This is a genomic window from Xanthomonas translucens pv. cerealis, assembly GCF_006838285.1.
Lineage (GTDB): Bacteria > Pseudomonadota > Gammaproteobacteria > Xanthomonadales > Xanthomonadaceae > Xanthomonas_A > Xanthomonas_A cerealis.
On record NZ_CP038228.1, the window covers coordinates 1,851,467 to 1,871,606 of the forward strand.

Here is a 20,140-nt window from a genome sequence, read left to right on the forward strand (position 1 = left end):
ACTGCGCGCAGGTCATCGTTTGGCTCTGGCATCGCGCAACAGCGTGCGCATGTTGAGGATCGCCATCACGTCGCGGCGGAATGCCGGCCACAGCGCGAACACCAGCACGCAGCCCAGCGCCATGGCCAACGCGCCCACCGCCAGTTGCTGCCACAGCGAACTGCCGCCCCACTGTTGCGCGGCGAAGTACGCCGCCGCGCCGGCCGCGCCATAGCCGAGGATCGCGCGCAGGGCGTTGTTGAATAACTCCATGGCCGGCACCTGCGGCGCCACCTTGGCGATCCAGATCACCGACAGCGGCCACATCACCAGCAGGCCCAGCGTGTAGCCGATGGTCACGCCCATCACCCCCCAGACCGAGCCGGCGAAGATGCAGGCGATCAGCATCACCCGCCCGACCACCGAGTACACCAGCTGCTGGCGCATCAGCCCCTGCGCCAGAAACACCCAATAGGTGGCGTAGGACGCGGTCTGGAAGATGCCGCCCAGGGTCAGCACCTGGAACAGCGGCACCGCCGGCCGCCATTGTTCGCCGAGCACCAGCACGATCAGCGGCAACGCCAGTGCGCAGGCGAAGGAGAACAGCGCCACGATCAGATGCACCATCACCGTCTGCCCGCGCAGCAGGAAGCTGCCGAAGCGCGGCGGGTCGTCCTGCAGCTGCGACAACACCGGCAGCGCCACCGAGGTGGCCGGCGCATTGATCTGGTTCAGCGGCATCATCAGCAGCTGGAACGCACGGTTGTACAGGCCCAGCGCCTCGGCGCCGATCCGGTGGCCGATGATCACCTGGCCGACGTTGCGGCTGGCATAGCCGAGCAGTTGCGCGGCCATCAGGTTCCAGCCGAAGCTCAGGAACGCGCGCATCGGCGCATCGCGACGATAGCTGCGCGGCAGCCAGCGCGCGCAGACGCCGGCGATTGCCAGGTTGACCAGCGCCTGCACCACCTGCTGCCACACCAGCGCCCAATAGCCGTAGCCGGCCAGGGCGACGCCGACGCCTGCGATCAGACCCATGACCTGCGCACCGACATCGCTCAGCGACACCTGACCGAAGCGCAGCCCACGGCTGAGATGCGCGCGGTACTGGGTGGTCATGCCGTTGAGCAGGAAGGTCACCGCCAGCGCCTGCGAGATGCCCAGCAGCGCCGGCTCGCGATAGAAGTGCGCGATCCATGACGAGGACAGAAACACCACGATCGCCAGCACCAGACCGATGCCGCTGTTGATCCAGAACAGGTTGTCGCGCTGCTCGCGGCTGACGTGCTTGGCCTGGATCGCGGCCGAGGACAACCCGAAGTCGCGCAGGATCTCGGCCATGCCGACGATCGCGGTGACCATCGCCATCAGGCCGTAGTCATAGGGCGTCAGCAAGCGCGCCAGCAGCACGATGCCGCCGAACTGCACCACCATCTTCGCCAGCTGCCCGGCCATGGTGACCGCTGCGCCACCGGCCGCGCGCGCGCCGAGGCTGCGCTGCGGCGGCGTGGCGGAACCTGGGGTTTCGGTCGCGCTCATGCCCGTGCCTCGCTGCGTACGCCGCGCGCATCCAGATAGCTGCGGTAATGCTGCAAGCCGATCGCGCACCAGTCGCGCCGCGACAGATCCGGCACCGCGTCGGCGGGCAGGCGCTGCGCCTGCGCCAGCGCGTCGGCCAGTTGCGCCGCATCCAGCTCGCCCTGGTACAACAGCACCCAGCCCGGCCCGACCTCCTCGGCGATCGCCGCATTGGCCGCGCTCCACGGCGCCAGCACAGGCCGCGCCAGCGACAAGGCCAGCAGCAAGGTGCCGGAGTTGTGCATCTGCCGATACGGCAGCACCACCAGCTCGGCCTCGCCGACCTCGCGCGCCAGGACGTCGTCTTCCACGTACTGCAGGCGCGCGCTGATCCGCGGATCGGCCGCGCAGGCCTGTTCGACCACGGCACGGATCTGCGCATCGATCGGATTGCCGGCGATGCGCAGGCTCAGTGCCGGATCGGGCAAGGCCTGCAGCGTTGCGACCAGGGTTTCCACGCCCTTGTACGGACGCAGCAGGCCGAAATGCAGCAAACGTCCCGGCACCCGCGACGGCTGTGGCATCGCCGCGTACCAGTCGCGGTAGTGCCCGTGCAGGATGGTGTCGGTGGACGGCGCACGTTCCGGTGTGGTCGCGTTGATGCGGATCCAGCGTGCGGTCAGGCGGTCGGTCCAGCGCAGCAGCAGGCGCTCGCGCCAGCCCTTGTCCTCGTGCGGCGCCACGTTGTGCAGCGTGCGCACCAGCGGCACGCCGCCGAGCTTGAGCCGCAGCAGCAGCAGCGCCATGCACACCTGCTTGGCCAGTGTGCCCACGGCGGTGGGATGCCGCATCATGTATTCCGGCCAGTGCACGTGCAGCACGTCGTAGCGCGACAGCAGCGCCGCGCGCATCGAGAAGAAGCGCAACTGCACCTGCTGCGGCAATGCCGCATACAGCTGGGTCAGATAGGGATTGGTGGTCGCGGTCGGCCGTTCGGTCGACAGCAGCACGCTGATCGGCGGACCGGACACGCGCGCATCGCCGCTGCAACGCGGTTCGCCACTCATCGCCCTGCCTCCGCCGTGCCCAGTGCCGCGCGGTACTCGTCCAGATAGGCGCCGACCACATGCTCCCAGTCGTAGCGCTGCGCATAGGCCATGGCCGCCTGCCGCTGCACGGCGAAGCTGGCGTCGGTCGCCGCCGCATAGGCCTGCACCGCGTCGGCGGCGCGCTGCGGATCGGCCGGTTCCAGCAGCAGCCCTTGCGCCGATTCGCGCACCAGGCGCGCGAACGGCGGGATGTCGCTCAGCACCGGCAACAGGCCGGCGCTCATCGCCTCGACCGCGGCCAGGCCGAAGCCCTCGTGCCGCGACAGGCATACGAAATACTGCGCGCTGCCGAGCAGCCGCGCCAATTCCTGCTGCGACGGCGCCGCGTGCAGCTGCACGCGCTGTTGCAGCCCGCGTTCGGCGATCGCCTGCAGCAGGTCGGCCTGGCTGAAATCGTATTCGCGCCCGGCCACGATCAACTGCCATGCCGGATCCTGCGCGAGCAATGCGCGCAGCAGGTCCAGCGTCTCCAGCAGGCCCTTGTTGACCGACCAGCGCCCGAAATAGATCAGCGTACGCCCCGGCGTCGCGCTGCCCTGCCCGGCGAACTTGCCGACGTCCACGCCGTTCTCGATCACCCGCAGGCGCTGCGGCGCAACCACCGCGGAGAACACCTGGCCATCGTTCTCGCTGGTCGCCACGACCCGCGCGTACGCCCAGGCCGAAGCCCGGGTCAGGGTCTTGAACCACAGCATCTTCAGCCGCGAGGCATAGGTGGTATGGAAGAAACCGCCGTGGGTGGAGACGATCATGGGCGTGCCGTGCAGGACCCGGGTCAAGGCCAGGAAGTCGTAGAAGAAATCGATCCCGTGCACGTGCACCAGGTCGGCGCCGCGCAGCGCCGCAAGCACCGTCGGCGCCAGCGGATAGCGCGAGGAACCGCGGAACGGCAGGCGCACGATCGGCACGCCCTGGTAGGCATCGCGCGGTGCGAGCCGCTCCTGCGGCCGGGTGAAGACCCGGTCCAGGGTTACCACTTCGACCTGGTCGCGGCCCTGCTGCAGATGCCGCCGCGCGATATTCAGCACAACCTCCTCCATACCGCCCACGGACGGATGGAACTGGCGCACCACGTGGATCACCTTCATTGAACACTCCCGTGCGCCAGCGCACCGCATTGCGATGGCGCCATCAGGACGCCTCCTGCCGTGCCGGCTCGCGCCGCAGCCCGATCATCCACGGCGCCACGCGCACGATCACCGCGCGCATCGGCACACTGGCGAGCAACGCGAACACGCTCACCGACACCGCCCAGGCAGGCCCCCAGGCATCGCCGCGAACCAGGCCGGTACGGCTGGCCACGCCGGCCATGACCGAGAACAGCAGCGTATGCGTGCACAGGATCAACAAGGTATTGCGCCCGATCCACTGCACCCACGCCCACTCCTGCACCAGCCGCGCCGCGCACAGCGCCATCGCGCTGCCGAGCAGGCTGGCGGCCAGGAACCCCAACGGCGAATGGCCGAACTTCATCATGTTCACGTCTACGCGGCCGTTGTTCCAGGCGATCGCGAACCACGCCGCCGCCAGCAGCAACGCCCCCACGGCATTGCCGGTGCGACTGGTCGGCAGCCGGCCGCTGCGCTTGGCCGCGGCCGCACCGAGCGCGAAGAAGCACAACGACACCGGCAGTACATCCAGAGCAAACGGAAACCGGTAATCCTGGGTCGGGAACCAGATCGCCCAGCCCCAGGCCAGCAGGAGCGACAGCACCGCCAGCACGTCCAGCGACAGGCGCCGGCGCAGGTACAGATAGCTCAGCGTGGTCACGAACAGCGCCGGCAGGAACCACAGCGCCGGCATCACGTACAGCTTGGGTCCGATGCCGCTGACCAGGCCCAGCAGCGGCTCCCACCACGGCCGGTCGCCCCACAGCTGCGCCTTGGAACCGATGTGGCGGGTCAGCGTCCAATACGCGTAAGCGACCATGAAGAACGCCAGATACGGCAGCAACAGGCTGCGCGCCAGTTTGGTCCAGGTCGCCAAGCCCAGCGGCCGCTTGCCGAACGCCTCGCCGACCCAGCCGGACAACACGAAGAACATCGGCACGTGGAAGCTATAGGCCAGGATCACATAGGCATGCGGGATGCCCTTCGCATGGCCGAACACCACCAGCAGGATCGCCAGCGCCTTGGCCGCATCGATCCGCGCATCGCGCGTGCCGCGCACGCCGGGACGGGCCGGCTGCTCGGCCAGCACCGTCTGCAACGCCTGCGTGGAAGCGCTCATGTCGCCACCGCCGTACGCGGCCGCGTGTCGCTTGCCGGCAGCAACGCATCGGGCGTGGCCCGCCGCGGCACCATCTGCCACAAGCAGCCGCAGACGAACCACCACAGCGCCGCGGTCTTGATCGAGAAATAGCCGTTGGACACCAGCAGGCTCAACGCGAAGGCGAAGATCAGCAGGTTCTTGAACAACTGGCCCTCGATCGTGCGCATCAGCATCGCGAACGAATAAGCGAGCAGGAACGCCAGCACCAGCACCACCGACTGCGAGGAGATGAAATAGGCGATGCCGCTGTCGAAGTATTTGTACGGCGTGTCGAAATCCAGGCCCAGCCAGGACTCGGCAGTCATGTTGCGGATCGAATAGACGGTGAAGAACACCCGCCCCATGGTGGTGTCCTCGTAGATCTGGATACCGGACGCCCACACCATCAGCCACGCGCCCAGAAACACGAGGAAGAAGATCAGGAAACCCAGGCGTTGGTCCATGCGCAGCAGCAGCGGCGTCAGCGCCACCATCATCACGCAGGTGCCGGCGGCCAGGCGTCCGTCCGAGGCCACGATCAGGAAGCCGATCATCGCCACCGATGCGGCGATCCCCAACGGCCGCATCCAGCGCCAGAAGGTCAGCAGGATCGCGGTGAAGAAGATGATGAAGTTACCCATCGTCACCGGCTCGATGAACACAGAGGACGCACGCGGCAGGTTGGAAGACGGCAGGAAGTTGCGCGCGCCCGGCCGGGTCGCGCTGACGAACAGGTTGCTGTCCTGGTTCCAGAAGCTCGACGCGCTGGCGCCGCGCGCATTGACGAAGTAGCTCTTGGGATTGACCACGTCGCCATACATCTTGGGCAGTGCCAGCTCGAACGCCGCCACCAGCGACACGACCAGCGCCATGCGCAGGAACAGCTTGGGCAACGAACCGGTATAGGCCGCGCCCAGCACCAGGAACGCGAACGGGATCAGCGCGTCGCGGAAGAACTTGGGATCGATCGACCAGACCAGGAACAGCCGCACCAGCATCAGCACCGCCAGCAGGCCGATGCCGGTGAACACCATCGCCGTGCGCTTGCGGTCCAGCGACCACAGCCCGATCAGGAAACAGGCGCCGTAGATCGCCACTTCCACCACATAGGTCATGGCCGGGCTGACCCGGAATACCTTGGCGTTCACCACCGCCAGCAGGAAGTTGTAGCCGATGGCGAACAGCAGCACCAGCTCGATCAGCAGGTTGTGGCGCTGCTCGCGCAACGTCATCGGCGGGGCATCGGTGGCGGTATTCAGCACACGGCACCTCGCTGCGCGACGCGAAGCAGCGCACGCTGCGACAACGGCCGCCGCCTCGCAGCCAAGGCGACACGCCCCACCGCGCACACGGCACTGCGGCAAGCGAGCTCGATGGCGCTGCGGCACGCGACCCAGCGGCCGCCGTCCCCACTGCCGACGGCGACGAAGGGGCGGCGCCGGCAGTGGGAACGGTCGGCGCGGTAACGGTACATCGGGCGCATCAGTAGGCGGTCTTCTGCCCGAGCACCTTCACCGCGGTGAGCACGATGATCCGCGTATCCAGCCACAGCGACCAGCGCCGGATGTAGTCCAGATCGTACTGGATGCGCTTCTTCATCGTCCGCAGTTCGGGCGTCTCGCCGCGGAACCCGTTGACCTGGGCCCAGCCGGTGATCCCCGGCTTGACGTAGTGCCGCTGCATGTAATGGTTGATCAGCTTTTCGTAGTGGGTGTTGTGCTGCGCCGCATGCGGCCGCGGCCCCACCACCGACATGCTGCCACCGAGCACGTTGAACAGCTGCGGCAGCTCGTCCAGGCTGCTGCGGCGCAGGAACGCGCCGAACGGCGTGACCCGGCTGTCGCCGCGCTTGGCCTGCACCACCACGTCGCTGGGTTCTTGCTGCACGCGCATCGAGCGGAACTTGTACATGTAGAACTCGCGCCCGCCCAGGCCATGGCGGCGCTGACGGAAGAACACCGGACCCGGCGAGCTCAGCTTCACGCCCACCGCGATCGCCAACATCACCGGCCACAGCATCGCCAGCGCGGCCAAAGCGACCACCTTGTCCTGCAGCGCCTTGGCGACCACGAAGTAGGTGTTGCGGTCCACCCCGCCCTGGCGCAGGTTGATCACCGGCACGTTGCCGATCTGGTCGCCGGACTGGTTGAGCATGCCGAAGTCGAACAGGTCCGGGATCAGCCTGACCTGGATCGGGTAGCGGTCCATCTGCTGCAGGAGTTGCTTGATGTGGTCGCGCTCGCCCAGCGGCAGCGAGATCCACACCTGCTCGACCTCGTTGTTGTTGAGGTAGTCGATCAGCGATTCCGGCGTGCCCGCTCCCAGGCACTGCAGCTTCTTCGGGTGATCGGCCACCGACAGATCGTAGTCGCTGCTGAAATAGCCGACCAGCTGCATGCCGACCCACGGATTGCGGCTCAGGTAGTTGTGGATCTTGACCACCGGATGGCGCAGGCCCACCACCACCACGCGCTGCACGTCCACGCCCTCAGAGCGCAGGTGGTTGAGCACGCCGCGCACCATGGTGCGCGAGACCAACAGCGTGGCCAGGCTGGTGACGAACCACAGGCCGATCCACAGCCGCGAGACCTGCTGCCCGAACTGCACCACGAACGCATGCACCGCGAACAGCGCGAATACGCCGCCGCAGGCCAGGCTCAGCACCATCATTTCGCGCAGCAGGCCGCGTCCGCGCCAGCTGCGGTACAGCGGGAACAACGCGAAGCAGATCACCGCGTACAGCAAGGTGGTACCGATCGCGACCCGGTAAGGCGCTTGCGGCAGCCAGCTGGAGAACAGCAGGCGGTGGGTCACCAGCGCGCCGGCGACGATGACCGTCAGATCCGACACGCGTAGCAGGATGTCCGCGGCCGCTGCATATTTGGACAGCAGGCGGGGGGACGATGTCGTATAGGTGGCGCTACTCAGGTCTGCAAGAAGCATGGCGGGATTCCCATCCAAACTCGGTCGGTGGCATGCGGGGGAACATGCGACGTATGCGAGCCTCGATCTCATCTGCCAGTGGACCGCTGCGGTGACTTACTCACCGACCCCAGGTCCACGGCAGCCCGTGTTAATTCAAGACAAGGACGACTGCGTACAACCGGTCAGGAAAATAATGGAACACCTCCTTACTTAGCTGAATCACGTATCACCTCGCTGAAGAATGTGCGTAAAAAAAAAGACGATGTGCCTGCGTCGTCGCATCCGCCGCAATCGCGATCACACCGCATCGCGCCGGGCTTTGCGCCACGCGCTTCACGCCGCGGCCGCCGCATTGGCTTCGCGCAGGAAATAGCGGATCAAGGCGATGGCGATCGCCGAGAACAGGCCGAACACGAACGCCAGCGCCAGGTTCAGCAAGATCTTCGGCGAATGCGGCCTGTTCGGGATGTCGGCGCGGTCGACGATCGATACATTGTTGGTGCCCACATTGCCGGCGACGCCGATCTCCTTGTAGCGCTGCAGCAACGCGTCGTACAGCTGGCGGTTGGTGTCGGCTTCGCGCTTGAGCATGTTGTAGCGGATGCTGCGGGTCTGCAGATCCAGCTCATCGTTCTTCAGGCTGGAGATGCGTTCGGACAACAGGGTCTCCTGCTGCCGCGCCGCTTCGTAATCGTTCTTCAGCGCGCTGCGGATGTTGGCGATCTCGTTGCCGATCTGGCGCTTGGTCTCCGCGATCTGGTTCTGCAGGCGCTGCATCTCTGGATATCCGGGCTGGAAGGTGGCCAGCTTCTGTTGGTAGTCGGCCTCCAGCTTGGCCTGCTCGGTGCGCAGGCTCTGGATCAGCGGGCTGCTGATCACCTGCGGCAGGCCCATGCCGTCGCCGATCCCGGCCTGGCGCCAGGCCGACTCGGCCTTGATCCGTGCATCCTGCGCGGCGGCCAGGCGCACGTTCAATTCGCTTATGTTCTGCGTCGGCAGCGAGGGCTTGTCGTCGCCCAGCGGCACGATTTGCTCCTTGCTGGAGTAGTCGACCGCGTTCTTCTCCGACTCTTCCACCTTTTCGCGCAGCTGCTCCAGCCGTTCGGACAGGTACTTGGCGGCGAACGAGGACGCCTGCAGGCGCCGCTCCTGGGTCGAGACGATGAACATGCGCGCGTAGATGTTGGACACCCGCGCGGCCAGCGCCCGATCCGGCGAATCGAAATTGATCCGCACCAGCCGCGAATCACGCACCGGCTCGATCATCAACGCGTCCAGCACTGCCGCGACCAGAGCGTTCTCGGCAGCGGCGGCGCGCGCCTGCGGCGACGGCGCGCGGCCGTCACCATTGCCTTGCAGCTTCTCCAGCGCCTCGTCCACCAGCGGTTTGAAGACCGGCTCCTGGGTCAGCCGGGCCTCGCGGATCACCGCCCGCGCCAGCGAACGGCTGCCGAGCAGTTCGTACTGGGTCTGGTAGAAATCGCGATCTTGCGGCGATTCCACCGGCATCAGGTTCGCCACGTTGGTGACGTTCAAGGACTCGCGCTCGATCTGCAGTACGCTGGTGGCGCGGTATTTGGGCGTCATCAATAACGTTACCAGCAGCGCCAGCACGACGACCGCCGCGGTGATGCCGACGATCAGCCAGCGTTGCCGGTACAGGGCGTTCCAATAATCAAGCAGGCTGATGTCGGCCGGGCTCAGCGGCGTCGAAGGGGAACGGGTGTGCATGCTCGAAGTACTCATCGGTATGCCCGCCAGACCATGACGAACGGGGTCAGCTGCACCACGGTGCGCAGCACTACAAGCGCATCGGAGCGGTACACCACGACGATGTCGCCGCCATAGATTTCAGGATCAGGCGAGATGCCCTTCTGAATATCGCGCAGATCGAAACGGGCCAGCATCTTCTGCCCGCCGACATTGCGGAACACCACCACGTTGCCGCGGCTGGCCACATCGCTGACGCCCCTGCCCAGCGAAAGCGCCTGCTGCAGGGTCAGTGCCGGGCCGACGATGGGATAGATGCCCGGCTCGCTCACCGCGCCGGTCACGGTGACCCGGTTGCCGGTGAACTCGTCGACCAGCACCGACACCTGCGGGTTCTGCAGGTAGCCGTTGCGGTAGCGTTCGGTGATGTCCTTCTGCAATGCGTTGACGCTGAGCCCGGCGGCCTTGATGTCGCCGACCAACGGCAGCGAGATGCGACCCTCGTTGTCGACCCGCACCTGGCGCTCGAGGTCGTCCACCTGAAACACCTTGACCGTCAGCAGATCGCCGGGACCCAGCAGATATTCCGGCTGGCCCATGGAGCCGGCCAGCGGATCGCCAGGCGGCAATTCAGCCAGCATCTTCGGCCCGGCGCTACTGCAGCCAGCCAGGAAGATCAGACAAGAAAGGGCCAAGCACAATGCCCAGTTGAACGTACCGGAGAGTTTACCCATGCGCGATGCAGACGCCCTCTGTCAAGTGGTTTTGGCAACGCCGCACCCATCTGGCCGGCCAGCGCTCCATCACCGGTCGGGGGTAGACGATTGCAGTGTCATTTTCCTGCCTGGGCGACCGCCCAGGCCAACAGCGAAGCCTCGTGTTGCAGTGCACTATGGCACAGCTATCCGCCTTGACCAAGACATCATGCGGCATTTATTTGACGCTATACCGCGTGGATTCAACTACATGTCCGAGCATTCAGCATCAACAACGAAGCGGCATCGCAAAAGACACGACGTTAACGTGACGCATGTCAAGTCGTTGACGGCTCCATTGCGCACTTCGCTGCTGGATTTCCGTCTCTGTCGCCAGCAGGCTGCACGCGCCTGGCGCCGGCACTGGCGCGTTTGTCTACCTCTTCGTCCGAGCCGGTGGTTCGCACCCGATGCTGCGCGGCGGGAAGGTACAGGCGAGACCCCGTTATCCATTCCACGACGCCAGACACCGGCGCCGCCGCGCCCGCAGGATCGTGCGCAGATCCTGGCGTTTGCGCCTGCGATCGCGTGGCGCAAACGCCACAAAACGAAAAAGGCCCATGTCGCTGACATGGGCCTTCGAAGATGGTCGGGGTAGCCGGATTCGAACCGACGACCACTAGTCCCCCAGACTAGTGCGCTACCAGGCTGCGCTATACCCCGGTAAAAACATCCGCCGTTGCGGCGGTCACGCCTTGCGGCGAGTTGGCGATTATAGCGGGATTGGCGCGGCCATTCCTAGCCGGTCGCGCCGTTGTCGCTCAGCGCCGCAGCAACTGCATCACTTCTTCCAGTTCCTGCCGCACCTGCTTGATGATCTGGTTGCTCAGCGCCGATTCCTGCCGCGCGCCCTCGCCTTCCAGGCGCAAGCGCGCGCCGCCGATCGTATAGCCCTGTTCGTACAGCAGGCTGCGGATCTGCCGCACCATCAGCACGTCGTGGCGCTGGTAGTAGCGGCGGTTGCCGCGGCGCTTGACCGGCTCCAGGCTGGGAAATTCGGTTTCCCAGTAGCGCAGCACGTGCGGTTTGACGTCGCACAACTCGCTGACCTCACCGATGGTGAAGTAGCGCTTGGCCGGAATCGGCGGAAGTTCGCGGTTACTGCCCGGGTCCAGCATAAGCCTCCACTCGCTCCTTGAGCTTCTGTCCCGGGCGGAAGGTCACCACCGTCCGAGCCGAGATCGGGATTTCTTCGCCGGTCTTGGGATTGCGGCCGGGCCGTTGGTTCTTGCGGCGCAGATCGAAGTTGCCGAAACCGGACAGCTTCACCTGCCGCCCCTGCTCCAGCGCATCACGCAGCACATCGAAGAAAGCATCAACGAATTCCTTGGCCTCGCGCTTGTTCAGCCCGACTTCGTCGAACAACCCTTCGGCCATTTCCGCTTTGGTCAATGCCATTGCCCTGCTATCCCCTACGTCTCAGCCGCGAATCCGCGCATCGTGTTCGCGCGCCAGCGCCGCCACTGCATCGGCGACCACGGCATCCACATCGCGATCCGTCAGAGTGCGCGAGTTGTCCTGCAAAATCAAGCCCATAGCGAGACTCTTGAAACCCGCCTCGACCCCCGGCCCGACGTAGCGGTCGAACAGTACTACCTCGCGTAGCAGCGGCCCGACCGCGCCGCGCACGCTGCTCGCTAGCGCCGACCAGGCCACCGCCTCCGGCACCAGGAACGCCAGGTCGCGGCGGACCGACGGAAACCGCGACAGGTCGACGGCACGCGGCAGCGCGCGCGCCGCCAGCGGCGCCAGGTCCAGCTCGAAGCCGAGCACCTCCACGTCGATCTGCAGCGCCTGCAGCAGGCGCGGATGCAGCTGGCCGATCCAGCCGATCCGCGCGCCATCGCGGTACACGTCGGCCGCACGGGTCGGATGCGCGAACGGCAGCGCCGACGGGCGGTAGTCCAGGCGCGCGCCGGCGGCGCTGGCCAGCGCGTCCAGATCGCCCTTCAAATCGTGGAAGTCGACCTTGCGTGCCGGCAAACCCCACTGCAGCGCGTCGGCGTCGCCACACACCGCGGCCGCCACACGCTGCGTCTCGATGGGCGCAACAGCGGCCACCGCCGCCTCGAACACCTTGCCCAGTTCGAACAGGCGCACCCGCCCAGCCTGGCGGGCGACGTTGCGGCCCAGCGCCGCGACCAGCCCCGGCAACAACGACGGACGCATCACCGCCAGTTCGGCGCTGAGCGGATTGGCCAGCGCCACGCACCCGGCATCCAGGCCCCACTGATCCAGCAACGCCGCATCGACGAAGGCGTAGTTGATGGTTTCCAGCATCGCGCGCGCCACCAGTTGGCGGCGCACGCTCGATTCGTCCAGCTGCGTCTCGCTGCCCATGGCGATGCGTGAGGCGCCGCCCGGCAGCGTGGTCGGCAAGCGGTCGTAGCCGTGGATGCGCGCCAGCTCCTCGATCAGGTCCTCCTCCAGGGCGATATCGAAGCGCCGGCTCGGCGCAGTGACTTGCCAACCATTGGCGGCAACCGCGACCTCCATGCCCAGCGCGCGCAGGATGCGCTCGACCTCGGCATCGGCAATCTCGATGCCGAGCACGCGCACGATGCGCGCGCGGCGCAGCGCGATCGGCGCCGGCGCCGGCAGGTGTTCGGGCAACTCGGCCTCGACCACGGGACCGGCACGGCCGCCGGCCAGTTCCAGCACCAGCCGCGTCGCCAGTTCCAGCGCCGGCCGCGGCAGCGCCGGATCCACGCCGCGCTCGAAGCGGTGGCCGGCATCGGTGTGCAGGCCGAGTTTGCGGCCGCGGCCCATGATCGCGGCCGGCGCGAAATGCGCCGCTTCCAGGAACACATGCCGAGTCGCGTCGGTGACACGGGTGTCGTGCCCGCCCATCAAACCGGCAAGGGCGACCACACGGTCGCCATCGGTGACGGCCAGGAAGCCGTCGTCGAGCGTTGCGTCGCGGCCATCGAGCAATTTCAGCATCTCGCCGGCGCGCGCGCGGCGCACGCCGACCGGGCCGTGCAGCGTCTCCAGGTCGAAGGCATGCATCGGCTGGCCCAGTTCCAGCATCACGTACTGGGTGATATCGACCAGCAGCGACACCGGACGCACACCGCTGCGGCGCAAGCGTTCGGCCATCCACAGCGGCGTCTTCGCCTCCGGGTCGAGATCCTCGACGACGCGCCCGCAATAGCGCGGCGCATCGCCACCCGCCTGCAGACGGACCTCGAGGCGACGCTCGCTGGCGACAGCAACCGGCGCGGCCGCGAACGGCAGCACTTCGCTGGCGCAGGCCGCGGCTACGTCATAGGCGATGCCGCGCACGCCGAAGCAATCGGCGCGGTTCGGGGTCAGCTTGATCTCGATGCTGGCGTCGGGCAAACCGAGATACTCGCTCAGCGCCTGGCCGATCGGCGCATCGTCGGGCAGCTCGAACAGGCCCGACGCATCGCTGTCAAGGCCCAGTTCCTTGGCCGAGCACAGCATGCCGTTGGACTCCACGCCGCGCAGCTTGGCCGCCTTGATCGCGATGCCGCCGACCTGGGCGCCGACCAGCGCCAGCGGCGCGACCAGCCCGGCGCGCGCATTCGGCGCGCCACAGACGATCTGCAGCAAGCCGCCCTGCCCGGCATCAACCTGGCACACCTGCAGCCGATCGGCCTCCGGATGCCGCACCGCCGCGACGATGCGCGCCACCACCACCTGCTGCAGCGACTCGCCGAGCGGAGTGAGCTCTTCGACTTCAAGACCGATGGCGGTCAGGGTCGCGGCCAGTTCATCGCGCGTTGCCTGGATGGGGACGTGGCTGCGCAGCCAGTTTTCAGAGAATTTCATGGGTTTTCCGGGACTCGGGACTCAAGCAAACTGACGCAAGAACCGCACATCGTTCTCGAAGAACGCGCGCAAGTCGTTGACGCCGTAGCGCAGCATCGCAAAGCGCTCCACGCCCATGCCGAAGGCGAAGCCGGTGTAGCGCTCCGGATCGATGCCGACGCTGCGCAGCACGTTGGGATGGACCATGCCGCAACCGAGCACTTCCAGCCAGCGGGCGCTGCCGTCGGGCTGCTGCCAGGCGATGTCCACTTCCGCGCCGGGTTCGACGAACGGGAAATAGCTGGGGCGGAAGCGCATCTCGAAGTCGCGCTCGAAGAACGCACGCACGAACTCGGACAAGGTGCCCTTGAGATCGGCGAAGGTGGAATGCTCGTCGACCAGCAGGCCTTCGACCTGGTGGAACATCGGCGAGTGGGTCTGGTCGCTGTCGCTGCGATAGACCTTGCCGGCGGCGATCATGCGCAGCGGCGGCGCATGCTCACCCATGTAGCGCACCTGCACGCCGGAGGTGTGAGTACGCAACAGACGCCCGTCGCCAAAGTAGAAAGTGTCGTGCATCGCCCGCGCCGGATGGTGCGGTGGAAAGTTCAGCGCTTCGAAGTTGTGCCAGTCGTCCTCGATCTCCGGGCCGTCGGACAACTCGTAGCCGAGCCGGGCGAAGATCTCGGTGATGCGCTCCAGCGTGCGCGTGACCGGATGCAGCCCGCCGCGTTCGCCGCGCCGGCCAGGCAGGGTCACGTCGATGCGCTCGGCGGCCAGGCGCGCGTCCAGCGCCGCGCCTTCCAGCAACGCACGGCGTTCGGTCAGCGCCGCGGAGACCACGTCGCGCGCCTGGTTGATCGCCTCGCCGGCCAGCTTGCGCTGCTCCGGCGGCAACGCGCCGAGCTGCTTCAGCTGCGCGGTGATGCTGCCGCTCTTGCCCAGCAGCGCGACCCGCAGCTGCTCCAGCGCTTCGGGACTTTGCGCCGCGGCGATGTCCGCCAGCGCCTGTCCGCTCAGGGATTCGATCTCACTCATTGCACTCGCGCCTCACTTCAGCCCACCACCCGACCCAGATCCCGCGATCGGGAGACATCCCAGCACGGGATTGATCCCGATCTCGGGATGCCCAAAACGCAAAAAGGGGAAGGACTCGCGCCCTTCCCCTGCATGTCTGCTATTTCCCTGCTGTTGTTCAACAGTCCGCACATAGATGTGCGGGCCGTTGCAGAGGGACCTGCATTATGCCGCCAGCGCGCCCTTTGCCTTCTCAGCCAAGGCGGCAAAGCCCTGCGCGTCGTGCACGGCGATGTCCGCCAGCACCTTGCGATCCAGGGTGATGCCAGCCTTGAGAAGGCCGTTCATGAAACGGCTGTAGCTCAGGCCATTGATGCGGGCCGCCGCATTGATGCGGGTGATCCACAGCGAACGGAACACGCGCTTCTTCTGCTTGCGGCCGATGTAGGCGTACTGCTGCGCCTTGATCACCGCCTGCTTGGCGACGCGGAAGACCTTGCGACGGGCGTTGTAGTAGCCCTTGGCCAGGTTCAGAACTTTCTTGTGACGACGGCGTGCCTGGACGCCACGTTTTACTCGAGCCATGGTTCAGTCCTCAGAGGTAAGGCAGCATACGGTCAAGACGGCCAGCGTCCTCGGCACGAACATGGTTCGTCTGCCGTAGGTTGCGCTTCCGCTTGGTCGCTTTCTTGGTGAGGATATGGCTACGGTTGGCGTGGCCGCACTTGTACTTGCCGGAGGCGGTCTTGCGGAAACGCTTGGCCGCCGCCCGGTTGGTCTTGATCTTGGGCATTGCAATGTCCTTGATGGTGTTTTGTCACTGGTCAGGGCGGTGGCTGGGCCACACTTTCCGTCCGTGCCCGTACCGGCTTATAAGCCCTTGATCCTCAAAGAATCAGGGCGGGTCCTATTGCCGCGTTGACGGCAAACCCGATGCACTGGGTCGCGCATTATGCCAGGGCTTGGAATGCCTTGCAAATCATGTATTTCGATACGGGCGCCTGCGCGTCGGGACTCGGGACTCGGGACTCGGGACTCAAACAGGCTGCGCGATGCGCAGCCACGCGGCAAGATCGGGGCGGCTGAGCGCGGCGACGGGACACACGAGGGGCGCCGGCAGGCGCCCGTGGCGGCCGCGCACCCTCAAATGGGGCGGGCGCGCGATCCTGAGCTGCTGGTCAGCGCTTCTTCGGCGCGATCATCATCACCATCTGCCGGCCTTCCAGGCGCGGACGCGATTCGATGACGATGTCTTCGCCGAGGTCGGCCTCGATCCGCGACGCCATTTCACGCCCGAGTTCCTGGTGGCTCATCTCACGGCCACGGAAGCGGATGTTGACCTTGACCTTGTCGCCCTCTTCGAGGAAACGGCGCATGTTGCGCAGCTTGATCTGGTAATCGCCCTCGTCCGTGACCGGACGGAACTTGATTTCCTTGATCTCGACTTGCTTGGTCTTCTTCTTGGCTTCGTTCGCCTTCTTCTGCTGCTCGAACTTGAACTTGCCGAAGTCCATGATCTTGCACACCGGCGGATCGGCCTGCGGCTGGATCTCGACCAGGTCGAGCCCATCCTCTTCGGCCAGCGCCAACGCTTCGTCGCGGGTCAACACGCCGACCATCTCGCCGTCCTTGCCGATCACGCGAACGCGCGGGACGCGGATCTCTTGGTTCTTGCGGTTCTGTTTGTTGTCAGGGGTACTGATGTTGCAATCTCCCAGGGGAATCGGACCGACGCGGACGGAGGCTCCGCCCGCATCGGGGTTGTCTTACGCCAGTTGCTCGGCGCGCAGCCGTTCGGCGAAGGCGGCAACCGACATGGTTCCCAGATCCTCCCCCGATCGCGTACGGACTGCAATGGCGCTGTTTTCCTTCTCGCGGTCGCCCGCCACTAGAAGATACGGCACCCGCTGCAGCGTGTGTTCGCGAATCTTATAGCCGATTTTTTCGTTCCGCAAATCGGCCTCGATGCGGAACCCTTGATTTGCAAGGAGTTTCCGCACGCTGTCTACATAGTCGGCCTGGGCATCAGTGATGTTCATCAGCATTGCCTGCACCGGCGACAACCAGGCCGGGAATGCGCCGGCATGGTGCTCGATCAGGATGCCGATGAACCGCTCCATCGAGCCGACGATAGCCCGGTGCAGCATGACCGGGTGCTGCTTCTGGCTGTTCTCGTCCACGTACTCGGCGCCGAGGCGGCCGGGCATCATGAAGTCCACCTGCATCGTGCCCAGCTGCCAGGTGCGGCCGATCGCGTCCTTCAGGTGGTACTCGATCTTCGGGCCGTAGAACGCGCCCTCGCCCGGCAGTTCCTGCCACTCCACGCCGCAGGCGCCCAACGCGGCGCGCAACGCGGCCTCGGCCTTGTCCCAGGTCGCATCGTCGCCCAGGCGCTTTTCCGGGCGCAGCGCGATCTTGATCTGAATGTCGTCGAAGCCAAAGTCGGCATACACCTTCAACGCCTGGCGGTGGAACGCGGTGACCTCGGCCTCGATCTGCTGCTCGGTGCAGAAGATGTGACCATCGTCCTGGGTGAAACCGCGCACGCGCAGGATGCCGTGCAGCGCGCCGGACGGCTCGTTGCGGTGGCAGGCGCCGAACTCGCCGTAGCGGATCGGCAGGTCGCGGTAGCTGTGCAGGCCCTGATTGAATACCTGCACGTGGCCCGGGCAGTTCATAGGCTTGACCGCGTAGGTGCGCTTCTCCGACTCGGTGAAAAACATGTTGTCCTGATAGTTATCCCAGTGACCTGATTTCTGCCACAGCGACACGTCCAGGATCTGCGGGCAGCGCACCTCGCCATAGCCGCTGTCGCGGTACACCTTGCGCATGTACTGCTCGACCACCTGCCAGATCGACCAGCCCTTCGGATGCCAGAACACCAGGCCCGGGCCTTCTTCCTGCAGATGGAACAGGCCCTGCTGCTTGCCGATCTTGCGATGGTCGCGCTTGTCCGCTTCCTCAATGCGCAGGACGTAGGCATCCAGCTGCTTCTTGTCGGCCCAGGCGGTGCCGTAGATGCGCTGCAGTTGCTCGTTCTTGGCATCGCCGCGCCAGTAGGCGCCGGAGATGCGGGTCAGCTTGAACGCCTTGAGAAAGCGCGTGTTAGGCACGTGCGGACCGCGGCACATGTCCACGTATTCCTGGTGGTAGTACAGGCCCATCGCGGTGACGTCGTCGGGCATGTCCTCGATCAGGCGCAGCTTGTAGTCCTCGCCGCGCTGGCGGAACAGTTCGATCACCTCGGCGCGCGGGGTCACTTTCTTGACCACGTCATAGTCCTGCGCGATCAGCTCCTGCATGCGCTTTTCGATCGCCGCCATGTCCTCGGGGGTGAACGGGCGCTCGCTGTAGATGTCGTAGTAGAAGCCTTCGGCGATGACCGGGCCGATCACCATCTTGACCTCGGGGTACAGCTGCTTGACCGCATGGCCGACCAGATGCGCGCAGGAGTGGCGGATGATCTCCACGCCCTCGGCGTCCTTGGCGGTGATGAGGCGCAGACTGGCGTCGTGCTCGATGGGGTCGCAGGCGTCGACCAGGCGGCCATCGACCTGGCCGGCGATGGTCGCCTTGGCCAGGCCCGGGCCGATGGACTGGGCCACGTCCATGGGGCTGACGGGGTGTTCGAATTCGCGGCGGCTGCCGTCGGGGAGCGTGATCGTGATCATGGGAGTCGGCAAGAAGAAAAGCGAGGCGGGGCGGACGTTTCCCGCCGCGCGCCGGAAGCCGGCGGCGCAAGGCACGGGATACAAAGAAGGCGCCACAAGGGCGCCTGCTCGGACAGCCTTGGACGGGGTTTCATGCTGGGGCGATGGTAGTGCTCATGTCGCACGCTCGGCCGGCGTTGCCGCGGGCCACCCGTAGTTCCGCATTGAAGAATCAGCAAATGGTAACCCATTTGGCGGGATTGTGAATTCGCACCGTCGGCAACGCCGCAGCCGCAGGTCCCGGTGGCCACCTGGTAACCCCTTGCCTTGAAGGTGCCGGTTCACCGCCTCCAGCAGCTTCGGCGCCAATCCATGCCGTTCCAGAAAATGCCGGAAGTTGAGGATCGTCGTCTCATCCGGTATCGCCTCCAGCAACGACACCCGTGCGAACTGACGCATCGAGGCGATCTCGTACAGCGCCTCCTCCATCGCCGGGTCGCTCAACGCATACCACTGCTGCAGGAAGTGGATGCGTAACATCGTCTCCAGCCCATACGGATGGCGGCCCCGACCGGCCTTCGGGTAGTGGGGCGCGATCTGCGACAGCAGCGCGCTCCACGGCACGACCTGGTCCATCTGCGCAAGGAACACCTCGCGGCGGGTTCGCTTGCGCTTACCGGCATGCTCGGCGTCGGAGAAGCTCAGCTGCGTCATGTCTCACGCCCTCGATCACATCCTGATAGTGTCGCCGATATGGGGAGGCTTGTTCAGAGCTTCCTTAGGATTTCGCGCTCCATTTTGAGCGTGGCGTTCTCGGCCCGTAGCTGAGCCAGTTCGCTCTCCCCCCCCCCACTCACCGGCTTGCGACTGGGAGAACTGCACGGGCGGCTGGCACGCGCAGCGTCCACCCAATTGCCCAACGTCTTGACCGACATGTCCAACTGACGGGCCGCCTTGGCGCGACCAATCGACTCTGCCAAGGCTATCGCCTGAGCCTTGAAATCGTCCGTGTAGCGACGACGGGTAATGCGTTGCATGCAAACCTCCAGGTTACGATGAAAGCTTCCTGGCGTCCGTTTCAGTGGGACAAGTTCAGTTCAACCTCCCCGGTGAAGAACTGACAGTACGGGTTCTCCAGCCAACGCGCGCGCACCGCCTCGTCGGACAGGGCGTAGGCGTGCTTGAGGTAGAGCAGCCCAGCCATCAACCGGATCGGCAGGGCCGGACGGCCACCGCGCAACGGATCAGCCGATAGGCGCGCCGACAGGGCCTGCTCCAACGCCGACCAGGGCATCGCGGCGCTCAGCCGCGCCAACGGACGGCACAGGTCGATCTGGTTCTCCAGGCAAGAACGAAACAGGTCTTCGGCAGGACGATCATCAGCGGCGGGACGACGGTTGCGCATGCTCGGAAAGTGCAAGAAAACCGCACAGAGACTAGCGAAAACTGGCAA

At 65.8% G+C, this 20,140-nt stretch carries 17 protein-coding genes, 1 tRNA gene and 2 pseudogenes; all 20 read right to left on the bottom strand.

The features are described from left to right. Positions 1 to 12: 12 nt before the first annotated feature. Positions 13 to 1,518, bottom strand: a complete 1,506-nt coding sequence (locus E4A48_RS08170; protein WP_039004976.1) for a lipopolysaccharide biosynthesis protein — start codon at positions 1,516 to 1,518, stop codon at positions 13 to 15. After that, positions 1,515 to 2,564, bottom strand: a complete 1,050-nt coding sequence (locus E4A48_RS08175) for a glycosyltransferase (RefSeq protein WP_142742200.1) — start codon at positions 2,562 to 2,564, stop codon at positions 1,515 to 1,517. The genes E4A48_RS08170 and E4A48_RS08175 overlap by 4 nt, the downstream gene beginning before the upstream one ends. After that, positions 2,561 to 3,694, bottom strand: a complete 1,134-nt coding sequence (locus tag E4A48_RS08180) for a glycosyltransferase family 4 protein (protein ID WP_039004974.1) — start codon at positions 3,692 to 3,694, stop codon at positions 2,561 to 2,563. Before E4A48_RS08180 ends, E4A48_RS08175 begins: the two co-directional genes overlap by 4 nt. A gap of 43 nt (positions 3,695 to 3,737) precedes the next feature. Beyond that, positions 3,738 to 4,835, bottom strand: a complete 1,098-nt coding sequence (locus E4A48_RS08185) for an acyltransferase family protein (protein ID WP_039004973.1) — start codon at positions 4,833 to 4,835, stop codon at positions 3,738 to 3,740. Next, the gene (locus E4A48_RS08190) at positions 4,832 to 6,088 is read right to left on the bottom strand and encodes a polysaccharide biosynthesis protein GumE (RefSeq protein ID WP_260608093.1); all 1,257 of its coding nucleotides are present in this window, start codon (positions 6,086 to 6,088) and stop codon (positions 4,832 to 4,834) included. The genes E4A48_RS08185 and E4A48_RS08190 overlap by 4 nt, the downstream gene beginning before the upstream one ends. A gap of 250 nt (positions 6,089 to 6,338) precedes the next feature. Beyond that, positions 6,339 to 7,799 carry an undecaprenyl-phosphate glucose phosphotransferase gene (locus E4A48_RS08195; RefSeq protein ID WP_039004972.1) on the bottom strand — a complete coding sequence of 487 codons (1,461 nt, stop codon included), beginning with the start codon at positions 7,797 to 7,799 and terminating at the stop codon, positions 6,339 to 6,341. Between the two features lie 315 nt (positions 7,800 to 8,114). Continuing rightward, the gene (locus tag E4A48_RS08200) at positions 8,115 to 9,542 is read right to left on the bottom strand and encodes a GumC family protein (RefSeq protein WP_409975465.1); all 1,428 of its coding nucleotides are present in this window, start codon (positions 9,540 to 9,542) and stop codon (positions 8,115 to 8,117) included. Then, positions 9,524 to 10,225 carry a polysaccharide biosynthesis/export family protein gene (locus E4A48_RS08205; protein ID WP_142742202.1) on the bottom strand — a complete coding sequence of 234 codons (702 nt, stop codon included), beginning with the start codon at positions 10,223 to 10,225 and terminating at the stop codon, positions 9,524 to 9,526. The genes E4A48_RS08200 and E4A48_RS08205 overlap by 19 nt, the downstream gene beginning before the upstream one ends. 607 nt (positions 10,226 to 10,832) lie before the next feature. Next, positions 10,833 to 10,909 (bottom strand) — tRNA-Pro (locus E4A48_RS08210). A 98-nt stretch (positions 10,910 to 11,007) separates the two neighbouring features. Then, positions 11,008 to 11,364 carry a MerR family transcriptional regulator gene (locus E4A48_RS08215; RefSeq protein ID WP_039004969.1) on the bottom strand — a complete coding sequence of 119 codons (357 nt, stop codon included), beginning with the start codon at positions 11,362 to 11,364 and terminating at the stop codon, positions 11,008 to 11,010. Further along, complete coding sequence (locus E4A48_RS08220; RefSeq protein ID WP_039004968.1) at positions 11,345 to 11,644, bottom strand: integration host factor subunit alpha; 300 nt, start codon at positions 11,642 to 11,644, stop codon at positions 11,345 to 11,347. Before E4A48_RS08220 ends, E4A48_RS08215 begins: the two co-directional genes overlap by 20 nt. 21 nt (positions 11,645 to 11,665) lie before the next feature. After that, positions 11,666 to 14,041, bottom strand: coding sequence for a phenylalanine--tRNA ligase subunit beta (gene pheT, locus E4A48_RS08225; protein WP_142742203.1), 2,376 nt, complete (start codon positions 14,039 to 14,041; stop codon positions 11,666 to 11,668). A 21-nt stretch (positions 14,042 to 14,062) separates the two neighbouring features. Then, positions 14,063 to 15,058 carry a phenylalanine--tRNA ligase subunit alpha gene (gene pheS / locus E4A48_RS08230; protein WP_039004965.1) on the bottom strand — a complete coding sequence of 332 codons (996 nt, stop codon included), beginning with the start codon at positions 15,056 to 15,058 and terminating at the stop codon, positions 14,063 to 14,065. 204 nt (positions 15,059 to 15,262) lie between these two features. Continuing rightward, on the bottom strand, positions 15,263 to 15,622 hold the full coding sequence (gene rplT, locus E4A48_RS08235) for a 50S ribosomal protein L20 (protein WP_003466653.1): 360 nt from the start codon (positions 15,620 to 15,622) through the stop codon (positions 15,263 to 15,265). 10 nt (positions 15,623 to 15,632) lie between these two features. Continuing rightward, positions 15,633 to 15,830 (bottom strand): 50S ribosomal protein L35, encoded by a 198-nt coding sequence (rpmI, locus tag E4A48_RS08240; RefSeq protein ID WP_002811096.1) that lies wholly within the window; start codon positions 15,828 to 15,830, stop codon positions 15,633 to 15,635. Between the two features lie 385 nt (positions 15,831 to 16,215). Next, entirely contained in the window at positions 16,216 to 16,755 is a 540-nt protein-coding gene (gene infC / locus E4A48_RS08245) for a translation initiation factor IF-3 (protein ID WP_080601535.1), read from the bottom strand. A 48-nt stretch (positions 16,756 to 16,803) separates the two neighbouring features. Then, positions 16,804 to 18,708 (bottom strand): threonine--tRNA ligase, encoded by a 1,905-nt coding sequence (thrS, locus tag E4A48_RS08250; protein WP_142742204.1) that lies wholly within the window; start codon positions 18,706 to 18,708, stop codon positions 16,804 to 16,806. Positions 18,709 to 19,002: 294 nt separating this feature from the next. Further along, positions 19,003 to 19,401, bottom strand: a pseudogene (locus E4A48_RS08255) (IS5/IS1182 family transposase); the annotation flags it as partial. A 53-nt stretch (positions 19,402 to 19,454) separates the two neighbouring features. After that, positions 19,455 to 19,724 (bottom strand): transposase, encoded by a 270-nt coding sequence (locus E4A48_RS08260; RefSeq protein WP_142742205.1) that lies wholly within the window; start codon positions 19,722 to 19,724, stop codon positions 19,455 to 19,457. 62 nt (positions 19,725 to 19,786) lie between these two features. Beyond that, positions 19,787 to 20,092 (bottom strand): annotated as a pseudogene (locus E4A48_RS08265) (transposase); the annotation flags it as partial. Positions 20,093 to 20,140: the final 48 nt, after the last annotated feature.

Coding starts and splice junctions, on each gene's coding strand:
- E4A48_RS08220 (WP_039004968.1), bottom strand. CDS start 11,644: ATGGCATTGACCAAAGCGGAAATGGCCGAAGGGTTGTTCGACGAAGTC.
- E4A48_RS08180 (WP_039004974.1), bottom strand. CDS start 3,694: ATGAAGGTGATCCACGTGGTGCGCCAGTTCCATCCGTCCGTGGGCGGT.
- rpmI (WP_002811096.1), bottom strand. CDS start 15,830: ATGCCCAAGATCAAGACCAACCGGGCGGCGGCCAAGCGTTTCCGCAAG.
- rplT (WP_003466653.1), bottom strand. CDS start 15,622: ATGGCTCGAGTAAAACGTGGCGTCCAGGCACGCCGTCGTCACAAGAAA.
- E4A48_RS08215 (WP_039004969.1), bottom strand. CDS start 11,364: ATGCTGGACCCGGGCAGTAACCGCGAACTTCCGCCGATTCCGGCCAAG.
- E4A48_RS08170 (WP_039004976.1), bottom strand. CDS start 1,518: ATGAGCGCGACCGAAACCCCAGGTTCCGCCACGCCGCCGCAGCGCAGC.
- E4A48_RS08175 (WP_142742200.1), bottom strand. CDS start 2,564: ATGAGTGGCGAACCGCGTTGCAGCGGCGATGCGCGCGTGTCCGGTCCG.
- E4A48_RS08195 (WP_039004972.1), bottom strand. CDS start 7,799: ATGCTTCTTGCAGACCTGAGTAGCGCCACCTATACGACATCGTCCCCC.
- pheS (WP_039004965.1), bottom strand. CDS start 15,058: ATGAGTGAGATCGAATCCCTGAGCGGACAGGCGCTGGCGGACATCGCC.
- E4A48_RS08185 (WP_039004973.1), bottom strand. CDS start 4,835: ATGAGCGCTTCCACGCAGGCGTTGCAGACGGTGCTGGCCGAGCAGCCG.
- E4A48_RS08260 (WP_142742205.1), bottom strand. CDS start 19,724: ATGCAACGCATTACCCGTCGTCGCTACACGGACGATTTCAAGGCTCAG.
- pheT (WP_142742203.1), bottom strand. CDS start 14,041: ATGAAATTCTCTGAAAACTGGCTGCGCAGCCACGTCCCCATCCAGGCA.
- E4A48_RS08205 (WP_142742202.1), bottom strand. CDS start 10,225: ATGGGTAAACTCTCCGGTACGTTCAACTGGGCATTGTGCTTGGCCCTT.
- E4A48_RS08190 (WP_260608093.1), bottom strand. CDS start 6,088: ATGACGTTGCGCGAGCAGCGCCACAACCTGCTGATCGAGCTGGTGCTG.
- thrS (WP_142742204.1), bottom strand. CDS start 18,708: ATGATCACGATCACGCTCCCCGACGGCAGCCGCCGCGAATTCGAACAC.